General features: G+C 72.3%; 16 protein-coding genes. 8 read left to right on the forward strand and 8 right to left on the reverse strand.

The annotated features are described in order from the left end of the window. Positions 1 to 63: 63 nt before the first annotated feature. The gene (locus OHU35_RS12810; protein ID WP_189724804.1) at positions 64 to 2,115 is read right to left on the reverse strand and encodes a phosphatase PAP2 family protein; all 2,052 of its coding nucleotides are present in this window, start codon (positions 2,113 to 2,115) and stop codon (positions 64 to 66) included. 265 nt (positions 2,116 to 2,380) lie between these two features. Between OHU35_RS12810 and proP the strand changes: the two genes are divergently transcribed. Both proP and OHU35_RS12820 read left to right on the forward strand, forming a co-directional pair. After that, positions 2,381 to 3,775 (forward strand): glycine betaine/L-proline transporter ProP, encoded by a 1,395-nt coding sequence (gene proP, locus OHU35_RS12815; RefSeq protein ID WP_189724805.1) that lies wholly within the window; start codon positions 2,381 to 2,383, stop codon positions 3,773 to 3,775. Between the two features lie 104 nt (positions 3,776 to 3,879). Then, on the forward strand, positions 3,880 to 4,551 hold the full coding sequence (locus OHU35_RS12820; RefSeq protein WP_189724806.1) for an O-methyltransferase: 672 nt from the start codon (positions 3,880 to 3,882) through the stop codon (positions 4,549 to 4,551). 16 nt (positions 4,552 to 4,567) lie between these two features. Here OHU35_RS12820 and OHU35_RS12825 read toward each other — a convergent pair whose 3' ends face one another. Then, positions 4,568 to 4,960, reverse strand: coding sequence for an FHA domain-containing protein (locus OHU35_RS12825; protein ID WP_189724807.1), 393 nt, complete (start codon positions 4,958 to 4,960; stop codon positions 4,568 to 4,570). Between the two features lie 114 nt (positions 4,961 to 5,074). Here OHU35_RS12825 and OHU35_RS12830 point away from each other — a divergent pair, with 114 nt between their 5' ends. Then, complete coding sequence (locus OHU35_RS12830; RefSeq protein WP_189724808.1) at positions 5,075 to 5,482, forward strand: DUF1992 domain-containing protein; 408 nt, start codon at positions 5,075 to 5,077, stop codon at positions 5,480 to 5,482. Positions 5,483 to 5,489: 7 nt separating this feature from the next. Here the strand turns inward: OHU35_RS12830 and OHU35_RS12835 are convergent, their stop codons facing one another. Continuing rightward, a complete protein-coding gene (locus OHU35_RS12835) occupies positions 5,490 to 6,068 on the reverse strand; it encodes a hypothetical protein (RefSeq protein ID WP_189724809.1) in 579 nt (192 codons plus the stop codon). Between the two features lie 4 nt (positions 6,069 to 6,072). Further along, positions 6,073 to 6,780 (reverse strand): hypothetical protein, encoded by a 708-nt coding sequence (locus OHU35_RS12840; protein ID WP_189724810.1) that lies wholly within the window; start codon positions 6,778 to 6,780, stop codon positions 6,073 to 6,075. Positions 6,781 to 6,927: 147 nt separating this feature from the next. Between OHU35_RS12840 and OHU35_RS12845 the strand changes: the two genes are divergently transcribed. Next, on the forward strand, positions 6,928 to 7,419 hold the full coding sequence (locus tag OHU35_RS12845; protein WP_405505332.1) for a GNAT family N-acetyltransferase: 492 nt from the start codon (positions 6,928 to 6,930) through the stop codon (positions 7,417 to 7,419). Between the two features lie 22 nt (positions 7,420 to 7,441). On the opposite strand, the gene OHU35_RS12850 is transcribed toward OHU35_RS12845, so the two are convergent. Further along, entirely contained in the window at positions 7,442 to 9,520 is a 2,079-nt protein-coding gene (locus OHU35_RS12850; protein WP_405505333.1) for a DHA2 family efflux MFS transporter permease subunit, read from the reverse strand. A 1,242-nt stretch (positions 9,521 to 10,762) separates the two neighbouring features. On the opposite strand from OHU35_RS12850, the gene OHU35_RS12855 reads away from it, so the two are divergent. Continuing rightward, positions 10,763 to 11,686: a peptidoglycan-binding protein gene (locus OHU35_RS12855; RefSeq protein WP_405505334.1), complete on the forward strand. Its 924-nt coding sequence runs from the start codon at positions 10,763 to 10,765 to the stop codon at positions 11,684 to 11,686. Between the two features lie 27 nt (positions 11,687 to 11,713). Continuing rightward, positions 11,714 to 12,247 (forward strand): chloramphenicol phosphotransferase CPT, encoded by a 534-nt coding sequence (cpt, locus tag OHU35_RS12860; RefSeq protein ID WP_405505335.1) that lies wholly within the window; start codon positions 11,714 to 11,716, stop codon positions 12,245 to 12,247. Between the two features lie 46 nt (positions 12,248 to 12,293). Here the strand turns inward: cpt and OHU35_RS12865 are convergent, their stop codons facing one another. The 3 genes from OHU35_RS12865 to OHU35_RS12875 form a co-directional block, all read right to left on the reverse strand. Further along, positions 12,294 to 13,511: a GNAT family N-acetyltransferase gene (locus tag OHU35_RS12865; protein ID WP_405505336.1), complete on the reverse strand. Its 1,218-nt coding sequence runs from the start codon at positions 13,509 to 13,511 to the stop codon at positions 12,294 to 12,296. A 170-nt stretch (positions 13,512 to 13,681) separates the two neighbouring features. Continuing rightward, the gene (locus OHU35_RS12870) at positions 13,682 to 14,341 is read right to left on the reverse strand and encodes an HAD-IA family hydrolase (RefSeq protein WP_359896318.1); all 660 of its coding nucleotides are present in this window, start codon (positions 14,339 to 14,341) and stop codon (positions 13,682 to 13,684) included. Positions 14,342 to 14,547: 206 nt separating this feature from the next. Beyond that, positions 14,548 to 15,129 (reverse strand): TMEM165/GDT1 family protein, encoded by a 582-nt coding sequence (locus OHU35_RS12875; protein WP_189724817.1) that lies wholly within the window; start codon positions 15,127 to 15,129, stop codon positions 14,548 to 14,550. Between the two features lie 388 nt (positions 15,130 to 15,517). Here OHU35_RS12875 and OHU35_RS12880 point away from each other — a divergent pair, with 388 nt between their 5' ends. Together OHU35_RS12880 and OHU35_RS12885 are read left to right on the forward strand one after the other, a co-directional pair. Next, on the forward strand, positions 15,518 to 16,162 hold the full coding sequence (locus OHU35_RS12880; RefSeq protein WP_189724818.1) for an HNH endonuclease family protein: 645 nt from the start codon (positions 15,518 to 15,520) through the stop codon (positions 16,160 to 16,162). 80 nt (positions 16,163 to 16,242) lie between these two features. Then, the gene (locus OHU35_RS12885) at positions 16,243 to 17,880 is read left to right on the forward strand and encodes an alkaline phosphatase D family protein (RefSeq protein WP_189724819.1); all 1,638 of its coding nucleotides are present in this window, start codon (positions 16,243 to 16,245) and stop codon (positions 17,878 to 17,880) included. Positions 17,881 to 17,889: the final 9 nt, after the last annotated feature.

Genomic DNA, 17,889 nt, shown 5'->3' on the forward strand with positions numbered 1-17,889 from the left:
AACCGACATGCGGAGGGCGCTTTCGACGGTTTTCCGACACCCTGATCCGGCCGGTGTGGAACGTCAGCCGACGGAGCTCGTCGACCGGCCGGTGCTCGGATCGGCCGCCCGGGACACCCGGCGCACGGCGGTGGCCGCCCGGGGCCCGGACAGCAGATACGTGAGCGCGAAGCCCGCCCCGACCACCACCGCTCCCCCGGCCGCGTCCAGCACCCAGTGGTTGGCCGTCACGACGATCGCGGAGCCGGTGAGCAGCGGATGCAGCAGTCCGAGCGCCTTCGTCCACCATCGGCGCGCCAGGACGGCGATCACGACGCCGCACCACAGCGACCAGCCGAAGTGCAGGGACGGCATGGCCGCGTACTGGTTGGTGACGTCCGTGAGGGTGCCGTAGTCGGGCTGGGAGAAGTCCTGGACGCCGTGGACGGTGTCGACGTAGCCGAGGCCCGGCATCAGCCGGGGAGGGGCCAGCGGGTAGAGCCAGAAGCCGACCAGGGCGAGCAGGGTGGCGAAGCCGATGGCGGAGCGGGCCCAGCGGTACTCGGCGGGGCGGCGCCAGTACAGGACGGCCAGGACGGCCAGCGGGACGACGAAGTGGAACGACTCGTAGTAGAAGTCGAAGAAGGCCCGCAGCCAGTCGGTCCGCACCACGGCGTGGTTGGCCCAGTGCTCGATGTCGAGGCGCAGGGCGCGTTCCAGGCCGAGGATCTGCCAGGCGTGCTCCTCGGCCTCGGCCCGGCCGGCCGAGATGCTGCCGCCGGTGGCGGCGAGCCGGACCTGGGAGTAGGCGGCGTAGGCGACCCGGAGGAGGAGAAGCTCCAGAAGGAGGTTCGGCCGGGTGAGGACCCGGCGCAGGAAGGGCACCAGCGGCACGTTCCGGAAGCGGGCCGGGACGGTCGGCGCGTACTCGGTCGGCAGGGGCGACTGGTAGTACGGCGAGGCGCGGGACAGGAACGGGACGGCCACGGCGGCGGCGAGGGCGGCCAGCAGGACGAGGTCGGTGCGCAGCGGGTCCAGCGCCGCCATGTCCGGCAGCAGCATCCTGCTCGGCAGGGTCATGACCAGGACGACGGCGACCGGCCATACGTAGCGGTCACGGGCGCGTCTGCCGGCCCGGCCGACGACCGCGAGCAGCACCCACAGCAGCTGGTGCTGCCAGGCCGTGGGTGAGACGGCGATCGCGGCGCAGCCGGTGATCGCGACGGCGAGGAGCAGCTGGCCGTCGGCGAAGAACCGCACGGCGCGGCGCAGGGCCAGGACGGCGACGGCCGCGCCGAGGGCCAGGAAGAGCGCGATCTCCAGGGGGCCGTTCAGGCCGAGCCGCAGCAGGGCGCCGTGCAGGGACTGGTTGCCGAGGTCGTCGGCCCGGCCGCCGAGGCCGGCACCGGCCAGGTGGTGGACCCAGTAGGTGGTGGAGTCGTGCGGCATCGCCGCCCAGGCGAGCGCGGTGCAGGCGGCGAAGGTGACGCCGCCGGAGAGGGCGGCGCGCCTGCGGCCGGTGCACCACAGCAGGGGCGTGAAGAGCAGCAGGGTGGGCTGGAGCGCCGCCGCGACACCGATGAGCAGACCGCTGGTCCGCTGGCCGTGGGCGACGAAGCAGCCCAGCAGGACGAGCAGGACCGGGATGATGCTGGACTGGCCGAGCCACAGGGTGTTGCGGACCGGCAGGGACAGCATGAGCAGGCCGATGACGACGGGGGCGGCGAGCAGTGCGGTGCGGCGGCCGATGGGCTGGGGCAGGGCACGGGCGGCGATCAGGCCGAGGGCGGCGACCAGCAGCAGCGTGCCGAAGGTCCAGCCCCAGCCGAGGGCCTCTTCGGCCGAACGGGTGAGGGGCTTGAGGACGAGCCCGTTGAACGGGGTGCCGGTGAAGCGGGTCGAGTCGTAGAGCGAGCCGTTCACATGCAGGACGCCGTTCGGCCCGACCCAGGTCTCCAGGTCCGTCAGCCGCTCCCCGCGCGGGGTGCCGAGGACGACGGCCACCTGCCGTGCGGCGAGGACGGCGACGATCAGCCACAGCCCGAGGCAGGCCATGCGCAGGCGTGCGTGAGGCCTGCCGACGGCTGTCGCTCCGAAGGCTTCCGTCGGTCGTCCGCTGCGCTCCGCATTCGTCACGCCTCGTCGGCCTTCTGACTGTTTGCACCCTTCGTCCGGTTGACGATAGTGCGCGAGGCCCGCGGTTGCCTCTCGTGGACGCGAGAAGGATCACATCAAGATCACGTGGGGACCGCCCCCAGCTGGGCATACGTGCCTGCATACACGGCATTTAGATGCACCCTGCAACGAAAGGCGTACCGCCCGTGAGCGGGCATTCTCCGCCTATCGTCGCTTTTTCGGCCCGTTCGACAGCGCCGCCGCGCGGACCGCGTCCCTGTCCCCGATGAAAGGTAGGCGAGCGAGTCTTGTGACTGCCTCAGTCATTGCTCCCACGTCCGCGCTCAAGAGCCGCACGGCGAAGGCCCACGACACCACCGTCACCGACCCCGCGCTCGTCAAGCGCGCCGTGAAGGCGGCCGCGCTGGGCAACGCGATGGAATGGTTCGACTTCGGTGTCTACAGCTACATCGCGGTCACCCTGGGCAAGGTCTTCTTCCCGTCGGGCAACCCCACCGCGCAGCTGCTCTCCACGTTCGGCGCCTTCGCCGCGGCCTTCCTGGTCCGCCCCCTCGGCGGCATGGTCTTCGGCCCGCTCGGCGACCGCGTCGGCCGTCAGAAGGTCCTCGCGCTCACCATGATCATGATGGCCGCGGGCACCTTCGCGATCGGCCTGATCCCGTCGTACGCGACGATCGGTGTCGGCGCCCCGATCCTGCTCCTCGTGGCCCGCCTCGTGCAGGGCTTCTCCACCGGCGGCGAGTACGCGGGCGCCTCCACCTTCATCGCCGAGTACGCCCCCGACAAGCGGCGCGGCTTCCTCGGCAGCTGGCTGGAGTTCGGCACCCTCGCCGGCTACATCGGCGGCGCGGGCCTGGTCACCCTGATGACCGCCCTGCTCTCCGCCGACGACCTGACCTCCTGGGGCTGGCGCATCCCGTTCCTGATCGCGGGCCCGATGGGCATCATCGGCCTCTATCTGCGGATGCGCCTGGAGGAGACCCCGGCGTTCGCGGCCGAGGTCGAGAAGGCCGAGACGAACCGGCCCAAGGTGCCGCTGCGCGAGATGATCACCGGCCAGTGGCGCGCGCTGCTGCTCTGCGTCGGCCTGGTGCTGGTCTTCAACGTCACCGACTACATGCTGCTGTCGTACATGCCGAGCTACCTGACCAGCGAGCTCCACTACGACGAGACGCACGGTCTGCTCGTCGTCCTCGGTGTGATGGCGCTGATGATGATCGCCCAGCCGTTCATGGGCGCGCTGACCGACCGCGTCGGCCGCCGCCCGGTGATCGCCGCCGGCTGTGCGGGCTTCCTGCTGCTGTCCGTCCCGGCCCTGCTGCTGATCCGCGAGGGCAGCCTGCTCGCGGTCGGGCTCGGCATGGGCGCGCTGGGCATGCTGCTGGTGTGCTTCACGGCGGCGATGCCCTCGGCACTCCCGGCGCTGTTCCCGACCCGGGTCCGCTACGGCTCGCTCTCCATCGGCTTCAACGTCTCCGTGTCGCTGTTCGGCGGCACGACCCCGCTGGTGGTGACGGCCCTGATCGGCGCGACCGGGAACATGATGATGCCCGCGTACTACATGATGGCCGCGGCCGTGATCGGCGGTTTCGCGGTGTGGCGCATGACGGAGTCGGCGGGACGCCCCCTGCCTGGCTCGGCACCGTCCGTGGCGGAATGAGACACGCCGGGTGAAATCCCCCTGACAGCGGACCGCCGCACCAACTATCTTCGACAGCGTCAGTAGTTAGGGAAGCTAACTATGCGTACGAAAGGTAGAGGCGCATGAGCGAGTCGCACGTCTGGGACGAGGTCGACGCCTACTTCACCGCCCACCTCGCACCGGACGACGAAGACCTGGCGGCGGCGCTGCGCGACAGCGACGCCGCCGGGCTTCCGCACATCAACGTCGCGGGGAACCAGGGCAAGCTCCTCCAGCTCCTCGCCCAGATCCAGGGCGCCCGCCACATCCTGGAGATCGGCACGCTCGGCGGCTACAGCACCATCTGGCTGGGCCGCGCCCTGCCCGCCGACGGGCGGCTGGTCTCCCTGGAGTACGACCCCGTGCACGCCGAGGTCGCCGTCCGCAACATCGCCCGCGCCGGTCTGGACAAGCTGGTCGAGGTACGGGTCGGCCCGGCCCTGGAGTCGCTGCCCAAGCTGGCCGACGAGAACCCGCCCCCGTTCGACCTGGTCTTCATCGACGCCGACAAGGCCAACAACCCGCACTACGTCGAGTGGGCCGTGAAGCTCAGCAGCACGGGCAGCCTGATCGTCCTCGACAACGTCGTACGCGGCGGCCGCGTGACCGACGCCGGCAGCACGGCCTCGGACGTGGTGGGCACCCGCGCCGCGATCGAACTGATCGGCAGCCATCCGAGGCTGAGCGGGACGGCGATCCAGACCGTCGGCACGAAGGGCTACGACGGGTTCGCGGTGGCGCGGGTGCTGGCCTGAGACCGGCGGGTCGGGATCAGACCTCGTGGTAGAAGCCCACGTTGACGCTGCGCGGGGCGGTGCGGTCCTGGATGATGATCTCGCCGCTGCCGCCCCGGGGGAGCGGGACGGTGCCGCCGTAGGCGAGGGGCTGGGCGTACTCCCCGACCGTCAGCCGGACTTCGGAGGACGGGTCGGGCTGGGAGCCGCGCAGCCAGGTGAGCTGCCAGGTCCCCTCGGGCCCGCACAGGAACTCCAGGTGGACGCGGGAGACGAACAGCCAGTCGTCCGGTGTCGAGAGCCGGCACACCGACTTGTCGCGGCCCACCCGCAGCACGGCACCCGGCTCGCTGGGCGCGTCGGCCATGAGCATGCCGGCCGTGGCACCCTCCTCCGCCGGGGACACGGCGGCCATGGTGAGTTCGAGCACGTGCGCTCCTCCTGAGACGTCCTGGTGGGTCTGTCAGGGCCTGTGTGTCAGACAGGTCCTGAGCCCGCCGCATGATAGAACGCCCGACTGCACGCTGTCCGGCACAATGGCCTCATGACCGAGCGAAAGCCACCCGGCGTCGACTTCGAGTCCTGGGTCGACAAGCAGATCCGTGACGCTGAGACCCGCGGCGAGTTCGAACGGTTGCCGGGGGCGGGCAAGCCGCTGCCGGCCGACGTGGACACCGCCTACGACGAACTGTGGTGGATCAAGCGGAAGATGGCCCGCGAGGGCCTTTCCGTCCTGCCGCCGGCGCTGGCGCTGCGCAAGGAGGCCGAGGACGCGCTGCCCGCGGCCCTCGCGGCGCCCTCGGAACGGATCGCCCGGAAGATCATCACGGAGATCAACGACAAGATCCGCGAGATGATGTTCAAGCCGCCGCCCGGCCCCCCGCTGGGAAAGAAGCCGTACGACGTCGAGGACGTCGTACGGCAGTGGCGGGAGCGCCGGGCGGACCGGTGAACGCCTCTCACACGTGCAGGAGCCGCTCCGCCAGCTCGCGGTAGTCCTTCAGGGCCAGCCTGAGCTGCTCGGTGTCGGCGCTCGACACCGGCTTGCCCTCGCCGCTCTCGACGGACTGCCAGGAGTGGCGCAGGGTGCGGCGGCGCTGCGCCACGGCCTCGGTGAACCGGGCCGCGATCTCCTCCAGCACGTGGTCGGCCTCCTCGACGGAGGCCCGGGGCCCGTCGACGAACCCGGCGACGGCGTGCTGCAACTGCAGGCCGAGCTTGTCGGACTCGTCGTGGGGGAAGAGGTGGGCGTGCGCGCCCTCGCGGGCGGTGCCGGGGGTGCCGGTGCCCTTGCGGGCGGTGCTTGTGCCCGTAGTGCTGGTGCCGGTCGCGCGCTCGGCGCCGACGCCGGGCGCGTCACCGCGGTCCGTTTCGATGCGGTCCGTGCGCGGGGTCGTGCCGTGGACCGTGTCGGTGCGGTCCGTTTCGATGCGGTCCGTGCGCGGGGTCGTGCCGTGGCCGGTTCCCAGGGCGCTCTCGCCTCGGGCGTCGGGGGCGGCGGCGGTGTTCTCGCCGGGCGGTCGGGTCACGTCGGACATTGCCTCAACTCTCCTTCGCCTGACGTCGGTTGATCGCCCACGGCATGTGCCCGCCGCGGGTGGTCGCGGCCTTGCGGCCGCCGTTCAGTCCGGCACGACGGTGTCCGTCCTCGTGGCGTCCGTCCTCGTGCCGTCCGGCTCCGCCGTCGTGGCGGGCCGGCCGTACCAGTTCCTCGAACAGGGCGCGGGCCGCCACCATGGCCTCCCGCATGTCTTCCGTACCGGTGCCGCCGTCGCGGGCGTCCTCCGCGCGCAGATGTGCCGCACGGTGCACGCGCCGGTAGCCGTCGACGTGATGGGCGTGGTGCACGGACAGCGCGGCGAGCTGTTCCTCGTACTGGCCGCCGTCCGGGAAGCCCCGGGCGCCGGCGAGCTCGGCGAGCAGCCGGTCCGCCTCGGCGACCGCCTCACGCGGCGAGTCGACGAACCGCTCCTGGGCGGCCGTCCAGCGCGCCTCGTACCGCTCGCGCTGCGCCGGCTCCAACGCCCGCTCGCGCAGGTCGCCGTGGCGGTGCACACGTTCGGTGAGTTCGCGCTCGGCGGCCTTGGCGTCGCCGTCGTGGCGGGCGACGACCCGGTCGTACTCGGGTCCGAAGCGCCGCTTCAGGCTCGGGCCGCGACGAGGCCCGCGGGCGCGCAGGGTCATGGCTGCCGCGATGATGACGACGACCGCCGCGATCACGATCAGAGCAATGATCAGGCCAGTGGACATGGATGCCTTCCGGGTTCTCGGCCCAACCGGCCTTCCTCGCGAGCCGGTTCGCCGACCGGGTAGCCCGGAAACCCGCCCCCAAACGGCACACGGCGGTCACACATATCCGGTTGCGGGCACGGTGCGGCACTGGCCGAGAATGCGCTCATGAACTGGACCGTGGCCCCGGAACCGTACGACTCCCCCGTCGCCGCCGCTCTGTGGCGGGCGTACTACACCGAGGTCAGCGACCGCTGGTACCTGCTGCACGAGGGCCGCCGGACCGACCCGGAGGAGCTGGAGCGGGAGATCGCCGCCCAGCCGGGTGCCGACCTCGCGCCACCGTGCGGGCAGTTGCTGGTCGCCCGGTACGGCGGTGAGCCGGCCGGCACCGCGGGCGTACGGCTGTACGACGGCACGACCGCCGAGCTCAAGCGGGTGTTCCTGCACCGGTCGAAGCGCGGCAGAGGCGGTGCCCCGCTCCTGGTCCGGGCCGCCGAGGACGCCGCCCGCACGCTCGGCGCCGCACGGCTGATCCTCGACACCCGCGGCGACCTCGTCGAGGCCCGCGCCCTCTACGCCCGGCTCGGCTACACGGAGACCGAGCGGTACAACGACGACAAATACGCCGAGCACTGGTTCGCCAAGTCCCTCATCTGAACCACCGGACGTACGGCCCCGTTCAGCCCATCCGCTCCACCCGCCGCTCCTCGTAGGGCCGTTCGTCGTACGGCCGCTCGCGCCGCGACCCGCACAGTTCGCCGTTCAACTCCCGTACGAGTTGGACCAGATCGGTCGGCCGGCCGGGCCCCCACCAGTCGCCGAGCAGCTCGGCGAGGGAGTCCTCGCGGGCCTGGGCCAGCCGCTCGGCGACCTCGCGCCCCCGGTCGGTGAGGACCAGGCCGAGGCCCTCGCGCACGGCCAGCTGCCGCTCCTCGACCTGGCGGGCGGCCTCGATGATCACGGTCAGCGGCACGGGCATGCTCTCGGCCAGCATGGCCGGCTCCACCTCGCCGTACCTCCGGATCCGCAGCAGCAGCCAGCTCGCCGCGGGCTGCAGGTCGTAGCCCGCCCGGTCGGTGATCTTCCGGTAGATCTCGCGCCGCCCCGCGCGGGTGCCGAGCACCGACAGCGCGCGGCACACCTCGTCGTACGAGGTCCGCTCGACGGGGTTGCTGGCCAGGGTCTCGGTGACGTCGGGCGCGGTGACCGAGCCGCGCAGCCGGTCCTCCTTGAGGAACCAGGCCAGCACGAAGCCGAGGAGCGCGACCGGGGCGGCGTAGAGGAAGACGTCCGTGATGGAGACGGCGTAGGCGTGCAGGGCCGGTGGGCGCAGGCCGGGCGGCAGGGCGGCGATGCCGCGCGGGTCGGCCTCCAGCGCGTCCACGGAGACGCCGGGCGGCAGCCGAGCGCCCCGGAAGGCGTCGGTGAGCTGGCCGCCGAGCCGGCTCGCGAAGATCGTGCCGAAGACGGCGACGCCGAACGAGGCGCCGATCGAGCGGAAGAAGGTCGCACCGGAGGTGGCGACGCCCAGGTCCTCGTACGGGACGGCGTTCTGCACGATGAGCACGAGGACCTGCATGACCAGGCCGAGGCCCAGCCCGAAGACGAGGAAGAAGCCGCTCAGCTCGAGGGTGGAGCTGTCCTCGTCGAGCTGGTGGAGCAGGAGCAGCCCGAGCGTGGTGACGCCGGTGCCGGCGATCGGGAACACCTTCCAGCGGCCGGTACGGCTGACGATCTGCCCGGAGGCCGTCGAGGCCACCAGCAGGCCCGCCACCATGGGCAGCATGTGCACGCCGGACATGGTCGGGCTGACGCCCTGCACCACCTGGAGGAAGGTCGGCAGGTAGGTCATCGCGCCGAACATGGCGAAGCCCACGACGAAACTGATCACGGCGGCGAGGGTGAAGGTGCGGACGCGGAAGAGTTTCAGCGGCAGCACGGGTTCGGCGGCGCGTCGCTCGACGGCCACGAAGACGACGGCGAGGACGACGCCCAGCACGGCGAGCCCGACGAGCTGCGCGGACCCCCATCCCCAGGTCGTGCCGCCGAGGGAGGCGACCAGCACCAGGCAGGTGGCGACGGCCGCGATGAGGAAGGTGCCGAGGTAGTCGATGACGTGCCGTCGCGACCGGCGCGGGATGTGCAGGACCGCCGCGATCACGGCGAGCGCGACGACGCCGACGGGCAGATTGACGTAGAACACCCAACGCCAGCTCAGATGCTGTGTGAACAGCCCGCCGAGCAGCGGCCCGAGCACACTGGTCGCGCCGAACACGGCCCCGAACAGCCCCTGGTACCGCCCGCGTTCGCGAGGCGGCACGAGATCCCCGACGATCGCCATCGACAACACCATCAGCCCGCCCCCGCCGAGTCCCTGCAGGGCCCGGAAGGCGATGAGCTGGGTCATGTCCTGCGCCGTGCCGCACAGCGCGGAGCCGATGAGAAAGATCACGATCGCCGTCTGGAACAGCCTCTTGCGGCCGTACTGGTCGCCGAGCTTGCCCCACAGGGGGGTCGCGGCGGTGGCGGCCAGCAGATAGGCGGTGACGACCCAGGACAGGTGGTCCATGCCGCCGAGGTCGCTGACGATGGTGGGCAGCGCGGTCGACACGATGGTCTGGTCCAGTGCGGCGAGCAGCATGCCGAGGAGCAGGGCGCCGATGGAGACCAGCACATTCCCCGGCACCTGTTCTGGGGCGAGGGTTTCCGCAGGTGACGGTGCGGGTGACGGTGTTGCGTCGTGCACATCCCCGGCCATGAGACCTCCCGAGGGTCCTGTGACATTTTCCATCGTGACCGGTGTGACGGGGTATGGCCTGCCGAGTCCTTTTGGAAGCGTTCATTCCGGGGGCTCCTCGACCGCACTGTGGAGAAGATCTGGATAATCTCTGGAGTTCGCGAGGGGAGGGAGGAACGCGTGGAACCGCCTAATGGCCACCCGTGCCCGGAGTGCGGCGCGCCCAGACAGCAGGACAAGTCCCCTTCCTGCGCCTGCACCCACCGAGCCGCCGAGGCCCTGCGCGACACCCGCACGGCCCAGGCGGCGGCAGCGGAGGACTTCGACCCGCTGCGGATCCGCCCGTACGTCGAACTCGACGACGGGGCGGGGCCCTCGGGGCCCGAGGGCCCGGCGGCGCAGGACGCGACGGCGACGACTCCCCAGCCAGAAGGCACCCCGCGAGGGCGTGTGACGGACCCTGCGGGGGTTCCGGGCGCGAGGGCTTCACGTACAGGGGTTCCGGGCACGGAAGCCTCACGCACCGCGGGAGCGGCACAACCGGCCTCGCCGGACACCCCGCGCACGCAGACCCCGCACACCGGAAACCCCGCGCAGGCGCCCGACGCAGCCAAGCGACACGCCCGGACGGACCCGGCGAAGGCCTCGCACACCGCAGGGGCCGCGCAACCGCCCCCGTCGACCACCCCGACCGTCCGCCCGCTCGCCCAGGCCTCGCACCCCGGAGGCCCCGCGCAGGCACCCGACGGGGCCCCGCGACAGCCCGGGACGGACCCGGCAGAGGCCGCACACACCGCAGGGGCCGCACAACCGCCCCCGTCGACCACCCCGACCGTCCGCCCGCTCGCCCAGGCCTCGCACCCCGGAGGCCCCGCGCAGGCACCCGCCGGCGCCTCGCGACAGCCACTCACGGCCCCTGTGGGAGCTTCGCAGCCGCCCTCCCCTGACACGACCGCGCCCTCGCACGCCGGCGGCGACCCCGCGCAGGCGCCCGACAGGGCCCCGCGACGGCCCCGGACGAACCCGGTGGAGGCCTCGCGCACCGCAGGCGCCGCGCAAACGCCCTCGCCCGCCGCCCCGACCATGCCCCCGCATGCCGGAGCCCCCGCCCAGGCACCCGACGGCGCCCCGCGGCAGCGGCTCACGGACCCTGCGGGAGCCGCCCCGCAACCGCCCGCGCCCGGCACCTCGACCGCCCGCCCGCACGCTCAGGCCCCGCGCTCCGGGGGTGTCGCGCCGCCGCCCTCCCCCGCTGACACGACCATGCCCCTGCGCCCGGTGGACCCGGACGCGACCACCGTGCTGCCGGTCACCCCGGCCTCGGACGCGACCACCGTGCTGCCGACCACCCCGGCCTCGGGCGCCGCCACCCCGGATGCGGACGCGACCACCGTGCTGCCCGCCGTCGCAGCCACCCCCGCCCCGGACGCCACCTCCGTGCTCCCGACGCCCCTGGCCCCCGACGGGGCCAAGCCGAGCGTCACCGATCTGCGGCTGTTCGACAGTGCCGGGACGGCGGCCGTGGCACCGGGCAGGCCGGAGCCGGCCGAGTCCGAGTCCGGCGGCAGGCCGCGCCGGCGGCGTCGTATCGCCCTCCTCGCCGCGGCCGGGGCGTGCGTCGCCGTGGTGACGGCGGCGGGGTACGCGAGCGGACTGTTCTTCTACGAGGGGCCCTCCCGGAATACCGCGCTGCCGGACGACATCCGGGCGAGCGTGCCGGACGCCCCGTCGAGCAGCGCGGCGCCCTCGTCGCCGGAGGAGAGCGCCCCGGCCACGCCGTCGACCCCCGTGGCACCGCCACCGGCCCCGTCCCGCACCGAGAGCCCGTCGTCCTCCCCGTCACCGTCCGCGTCGAGCGCCTCGCCGAGCCCGTCGCAGACGGCCTCCCCGTCGGCGCCCGAGACGTCAGCGACGGCGACCAGCCCCGGGAAGAAGCCGGACAACTCCCGCCAGAACGGCAATCCCACCGTCCTGCGCCTCGGCGACCGCGGCCCGGAGGTCACCGAACTCCAGTCGCGCCTGCGCCAGTTGTTCCTCTACGACGACGACACCGACGGCACCTTCGACGACCGGCTCCAGGACGCGGTCCGCAACTACCAGTACTCACGCGGCATCCAGACCGACGACCTCGGCGTCTACGACCGGGACACAAGGACGAAGCTGGAGTCCGAAACCCAGGAGCCGTAGACCACCCCCGCACCGTACGTTGACGCCGTGAATACTCAGGTGATCGTCCTCAACGGCGGCTCCAGCTCCGGCAAGTCCGGACTCGTACGGTGCCTGCAAGAGGTGCTGCCCGATCCATGGCCGGCCTTCGGTGTGGACTCGTTCGTCGAGGCGCTGCCCGCGAGGATGAAGGACTCGGACGGCGGGATCAGCTTCACGCCCGACGGCGGCGTGCACGTGGGCGCGGATTTCCGGGCCCTGGACGCCGCCTGGACCGAGGGCATCGCCGCCATGGCCCGCGCCGGCGCCAAGGTCATCGTCGACGACGTCTTCCTCGGCGGACCGGCGTCCCAGCAGCGATGGCAGAAGGCCCTGGCCGGACTCGACGTGCTGTGGGTCGGCGTCAGGTGTGACAGCGCGGTCGCCGCGGCCCGTGAGATCGCCCGGGGAGACCGGGTCAAGGGCATGGCCGCGGCACAGGCACAGCTCGTCCACGAGGGCGTGAGCTACGACCTGGAGGTGGACACGACCCACACCGAGTCCCTGGAGTGCGCCCGCACCATCGCCGCCCGCGTCGGCTGACCTGCCGGCCGGAGGTCGGCTCCTCGCGCAGGGTCTGCGAGCGCGGTCAGAACCAGTGCAGGCAGTGCGGGGAGCGCTCGGCGCGGAAGAGGGCGTCGGCGAGGGTGGCCGCGCCCGGGCGGTGGGCCCGGATGTGTCCGGCACGCACGAGCGTGCTCGGGGCGGTGCCGCCGAGGTAGACCGAGCCCAGGTCGCGCACGTCCAGGGACAGGTCGGGCTCCCGGCCCGTCGGGACGCAGTCGGCCTTGCCGTCCCGGACGGTCAGCAGGTAGCGGCCGTGCTCGCCGAGGAACGGGTCCTCGACGTCGAGGACGAGCTCGCCGTCCGTGAACCAGCCGCGCGCGGTCAGCGCACCGGGGACGTCCAGGAGCCGCACATAGAGCCAGTCCATGTCGCCGCTCACCTCACCGGCGCGGAAGTCCGCGAGCTGCCAGCGCAGCGGGTGCCCGGGCGGGACGTGCTTGAACACGACCCGAGAGACCAGGTCGTGTCCGAGTACGAACCGGGCCAGGGCCGTGAAGACGGCGTCGTCGGTGGTGATGGTCTCGTCGACCGTCAGGGTGCCGGAATCGATCGAGTAGCTGGCGTACCCGTCCGGGAGGCCGTCGTTGTCACGGTGCACGGCGACGTAGCGCGGCGCCGGCGAGATCGGGGGCTGTCCCGCGCGCAAGGTCCACCAGCGGTGCGGCCGGGACAGCGCGCCGGGCTGGGCGCGGCGATACCGGTCGTAGACCTCTTCCAGAATCTCGCCGCACTCGGCACGCCGCAGCACCTCGACCGAGCCGGTCGCCCGGGCGTCGGCCGTTCCGCGCCCCCGGGGGAGGGCGAGGGCGCCCTTGTGGCGCTCCACCGTCAGCTGCGCCGTGTAGGTCGCCGGTCCGTAGCCGAACCTGCCGTAGATCGGGGCCTCGGAGGCCAGCAGCACGGAGAGGAAATCCCCGCCGGCCCGCAGCTCGGCGAGCTGATGCCGCATCATCGCGCTGAGCACGCCCTGGCGCCGGTGCGAGGGCAGGACGCCGACGGCGGTCACCCCGGCGGCCGGGACGAGGGTCTCACCGGGCAGGGTGAGCTCGAAGGAGTGCGTGGCGGCGGTGCCGACGGGCCGCCCGTCCGCCGTCAGGGCGAGCAGGCAGCGGTCCGTTTCGAGCGCCGACCACCAGAGCCCGCCGCCCTCGACGGGGGTTTCCGGGAAGAGCCCGAACGCGGCATGGAGGGTGTCGACGAAGACGTCGAGATCCTCATCGGTCGTGGAACGGATCTCCATTGCCGCGCTGCCTCCTCGAAAGACCGGCACCACGGCTCGTGGTGTCTGGCCACAGTGCAGCGTTGACCCGCGACAAGGGCAAGCGAATTACGGGTGGCCACGACCTCGGAGGCTCAGCGGGGCGCAGGGGAACCCACAGGCTGTCGCGGCTAACCGACGTACAGTCGCAACTAACCGACGTACAGACGAATCGTCCCGTCGCCGACCGCCTCCACACGCACCCGCGTGAGGTCCTCCACGACCACGTCGGGCTCGTGGACCGCGGCCCGGGGCCCGACGCCCACCACGGTCATCCCGGCCGCGCGCCCCGCCGCGATCCCGGCCCCGGAGTCCTCGAACACCACACAGTCCCCGGGCGCCACGCCCAGCTCGGCGGCGCCCTTCAGGAAGCCCTCGGGGTCGGGCTTGCTCGCCCCGACGGACTCCGCCGTCACCCGCACCTCGGGCCGCTCAAGCCCGGCCGCGGCCATCCGCGCCGTCGAGAGCGGCACATCGGCCGAGGTCACGAGCGCGTGCGGCAGCCCGCGCAGCGAGGCGAGGAACTCCGGCGCCCCGGGGATCGCGACGACACCGTCGGTGTCCGCCGTCTCGTCGGCGAGCATCCGGGCGTTGTCGGCGTAGTTCTGCTCCATCGGCCGGCCGGGCAGCAGCAGCGCCATCGACGCGTAGCCCTGCCGCCCGTGGACGACCTTCATGACCTCGTCCCCGTCGAGCCCGTGCTGCTCGGCCCAGCGCCGCCAGACGCGTTCGACCGAGGCGTCGGAGTTGACGAGGGTGCCGTCCATGTCCAGCAGGAGGGCACGGGCGGTGAGCACGGCGGTGGCCGTCATCGGCTGCTCCAAGGCTCAGGGCGCGGTTCCAGCGCCGGAAGGGGCGGACGGCGGGTTCACCTCGCACCCCGGAGGGACAAGGCGGCCCCGCCCGCCGGTCAGGGAAAACGGGCGAGGGCCACTTTGTTCCCTCACGGTACAAAACAATCCCCGCTTCGCGCCAGACCCCCCGGCAGACGTTCACCCACCGTTCAGCACGCCCCCGCTCACCCGGCCACGGCCTCCCACAGGCTCCACACCCCGAGCGCCAGCATCACCAGCGCCGCGATCTGTGTGATCAGCCGCAGCGGCACCTTCTTCATCAGCGCCTTTCCGCCGACGATGCCGATCCCGGCCACCGCCCACAGCGCGAGCACCGCGCCCAGGCCGACGGAGAGCGGGTCGTCGTAGCGGGCGGCCAGATTCGCCGTCATGATCTGGGTGAGATCGCCGAACTCGGCGACCAGGATGAGCATGAAGCCCGCGCCCGAGACCTTCCAGAAGGACTGGTTCTCCGGCTTGCGGACCTCTTCCTCGTCCTCGCCCTTCCTCAGGAGCAGCACGGCGGCCCCGCCCAGGAAGAGCACGCCCGTCAGCGCCTGCACGAGCTGCTGCGGCAGCAGCGTGAGCACACTGCCCGCCGCGACGGCGAGCACGACGTGCAGCGCGAAGGCGGCGGCGACACCGGCGAAGACGTAGGAGGCGCGGTAGCGGGTGCCGAGGACGAGGCCGGCGAGGGCCGTCTTGTCCGGCAGTTCGGCGAGGAAGACGACGCCGAAGACGACGGCCGTCACGGTCAGGCTGATCAAGGGTTCCTCAATCGGTCGGGGCTGCCCCACCGAGAGTGCTGAACCTTCACGCGACACACCTCGGCACGGCAGCGCACACGGCACCCGCACCGGAAGGCACGGGCGTGCACTGCTTGCCGAAGGTCTCGCTGGCGGGTCCGTGAAAGGACCGCCTCCGGGCGCCGGCTCAGGCGAGCTGAGCAGTATGTCGACGGTCCGGCGAAGAGCTACTCCCCTTCTGCGCCGTCCATCGTACGCGACGTCCCCGAACCGACAGTTCCGCCTCGAACACTTGTCATGTCATGAACTCGTCACTACCTTCTCACCTCACGCACATCTCCCCGCAACACGGCGCGGCGAGCATTCTCCCGCTCGCCGCCCAACACCCCCACCCCACAAGGGAGTTCGTATGCCGAAGTTCTACGCGCGTCGACGGCTCAGCATACTCGCGGGCCTCACCGGCCTCATAGCCTCGGCCGGACTGATCAACGGTCCGGCCGCCTCCGCCGCCCTCCCCACTCCCGTGAGCGCCGCCACCGCCCGCACCTACCTCGCCTCGCTCACCGTGGCCACCGAGGACCGCACCGGCTACGACCGGGACCTCTTCCCGCACTGGATCACTCAGTCCGGCGCCTGCAACACCCGTGAGGTCGTCCTCAAGCGCGACGGCTCGAACGTCCAGCAGGACTCCTCCTGCGCCGCCACCAGCGGCAGCTGGTACTCCGTCTACGACGGCGCCACCTGGTCCGCCGCCTCCGACGTCGACATCGACCACCTGGTCCCGCTGGCCGAGGCCTGGGACTCCGGCGCCGACTCCTGGACGACGTCCCGCCGCCAGTCCTTCGCCAACGACCTGACCCGCCCGCAGCTCATCGCGGTCACCGACAACGTCAACCAGGCCAAGGGCGACCAGGACCCGGCCACCTGGATGCCCTCCCGGACGGCGTACCGCTGCACCTACGTCCGCGCCTGGGTCCAGGTGAAGTACTACTACGGCCTCTCGGTCGACTCCGCCGAGAAGTCCGCGCTGACGAACTATCTCGCGAGCTGCTGACACCCAGGTATTTCCGGCCGGGATCTCCCCGCTGACCTCAGTCGTTCCGTACCGTACGGGGCGACGGAGAGGGGACCACCATGGCCGGACTGCGCCTCGGACCACTGCTGAGGTACACCGACGGCTCGTCCGCGACCGTATGGGTCGAGACGAGCCGTCCGTGCGCCGCCGAGGTGCGCTGCGCCGACGGCGCCGGAGGCTCGGCCCCCACCTTCCAGATCGCGGGCCACCACTACGCGCTGATCCCGGTGACCGGCCTCACCGCCGGTACGACCACGACGTACGAGGTCCTTCTCGACGGCACCCGCGTGTGGCCGCTGCCCGGCTCCCCCTTCCCGCCCTCGGCGATCCACGCGCCGGGCCCGCAGGACGGCCTGCGCGTCGCCTTCGGCTCCTGCCGCTGGGCCGCGCCGCCCGCGGGCGGGCACGACCCCGTCGGCCCGGACGCCCTGGACGCGCTCGCCACCCGCCTCGCGGCCGACCCGGAGGGCGAGCGGCCCGACGTCCTGCTGCTGCTCGGCGACCAGGTGTACGCCGACGAGACCTCCGACCGCACCGAGCGCTGGCTGGCGGCCCGCCGCGACCTGAACGAACCGCCGGGCAACGGGGTCGCGGACTACGAGGAATACACGCACCTCTACTACGAGTCGTGGCTCGATCCGCGCATCCGCTGGCTGCTGTCCACCGTGCCCAGTTTCATGATCTTCGACGACCACGACGTGATCGATGACTGGAACACCTCCGCCGCCTGGCTCACCGACATGCGGGCCACCGACTGGTGGCAGGAGCGGCTGCTGAGCGGCCTGATGTCGTACTGGGTCCACCAGCACCTGGGCAACCTCTCCCTGGAGGAACTGGCGGCCGACCCGGTGTACGAGGGCGTCCGTGAGGTCCCCGACGGCACCGACGTGCTGCGCGCCTTCGCCGCCCGGGCCGACGAGGACGCGGCCACGGCCCGCTGGAGCTACCGGCGCGACTTCGGGCGCGTACGCATCCTGATGGTGGACAGCCGGGCGGCCCGCGTCCTCGCCGAGGACAGCCGCGCGATGCTCGACCCGGGCGAGGAGGCCTGGCTGCGCGAGCAGGTCCGGGACACACCCGCGGCCTACGACCACCTCCTCATCGGCACCTCGCTGCCCTGGCTGCTGCCGCATCTGGTGCACGACGCCGAGGGGTGGAACGCGGCGCTGTGCCGGGGTGAACGGGGCGAGCGCTGGGCGCGGTTCGGGGAGAAGGTGCGGCGGGCCGCCGATCTGGAGCACTGGTCGGCGTTCCCCGAGTCCTTCGCCGGGCTGGCGGAGCTGATCGCCGAGGCCGGCTCGGGGCCGGACGCGCCGGCGACGGTGTGCGTGCTGTCCGGGGATGTGCACCACGCCTACGTCGCCGAGCCCTCGTGGCCCGGCCCCGGGCCCGACGCCCGGGTGGTGCAGCTCGTCTGTTCCCCCGTCCACAACTCCGTCCCGCTGTCGATCCGGATGGGCTTCCGCATCGGCTGGACCGCGGTGGCGCGCACCATCGGACGCTCCCTCGCCCTGCACGGCCGGCTCCCCCGTCCGCCGGTCACCTGGCGCAAGACGGGCGGCCCCTGGTTCGGCAACCAGCTGATGACCCTGACCCTGCGCGGCCGTTCGGCCCGGCTGCGCCTGGAGCAGGCCAAGGCACGGCAGGGGACGGGCCCACGTCTGACGACGCTCCAGGACTCCGAACTTGCCCCGTAACACACCTGT

This window comes from Streptomyces purpurascens, assembly GCF_045040895.1.
Lineage (GTDB): Bacteria > Actinomycetota > Actinomycetes > Streptomycetales > Streptomycetaceae > Streptomyces > Streptomyces purpurascens.

Excerpts from the sequence above, each read along its gene's own strand:
- proP (WP_189724805.1), top strand. The coding sequence starts at position 2,381 with ATGAAAGGTAGGCGAGCGAGTCTTGTGACTGCCTCAGTCATTGCTCCC.
- OHU35_RS12820 (WP_189724806.1), top strand. The coding sequence starts at position 3,880 with ATGAGCGAGTCGCACGTCTGGGACGAGGTCGACGCCTACTTCACCGCC.
- OHU35_RS12830 (WP_189724808.1), top strand. The coding sequence starts at position 5,075 with ATGACCGAGCGAAAGCCACCCGGCGTCGACTTCGAGTCCTGGGTCGAC.
- OHU35_RS12835 (WP_189724809.1), bottom strand. The coding sequence starts at position 6,068 with ATGTCCGACGTGACCCGACCGCCCGGCGAGAACACCGCCGCCGCCCCC.
- OHU35_RS12840 (WP_189724810.1), bottom strand. The coding sequence starts at position 6,780 with ATGTCCACTGGCCTGATCATTGCTCTGATCGTGATCGCGGCGGTCGTC.
- OHU35_RS12845 (WP_405505332.1), top strand. The coding sequence starts at position 6,928 with ATGAACTGGACCGTGGCCCCGGAACCGTACGACTCCCCCGTCGCCGCC.
- OHU35_RS12850 (WP_405505333.1), bottom strand. The coding sequence starts at position 9,520 with ATGGCCGGGGATGTGCACGACGCAACACCGTCACCCGCACCGTCACCT.
- OHU35_RS12855 (WP_405505334.1), top strand. The coding sequence starts at position 10,763 with ATGCCCCTGCGCCCGGTGGACCCGGACGCGACCACCGTGCTGCCGGTC.
- OHU35_RS12865 (WP_405505336.1), bottom strand. The coding sequence starts at position 13,511 with ATGGAGATCCGTTCCACGACCGATGAGGATCTCGACGTCTTCGTCGAC.
- OHU35_RS12870 (WP_359896318.1), bottom strand. The coding sequence starts at position 14,341 with ATGACGGCCACCGCCGTGCTCACCGCCCGTGCCCTCCTGCTGGACATG.
- OHU35_RS12880 (WP_189724818.1), top strand. The coding sequence starts at position 15,518 with ATGCCGAAGTTCTACGCGCGTCGACGGCTCAGCATACTCGCGGGCCTC.
- OHU35_RS12885 (WP_189724819.1), top strand. The coding sequence starts at position 16,243 with ATGGCCGGACTGCGCCTCGGACCACTGCTGAGGTACACCGACGGCTCG.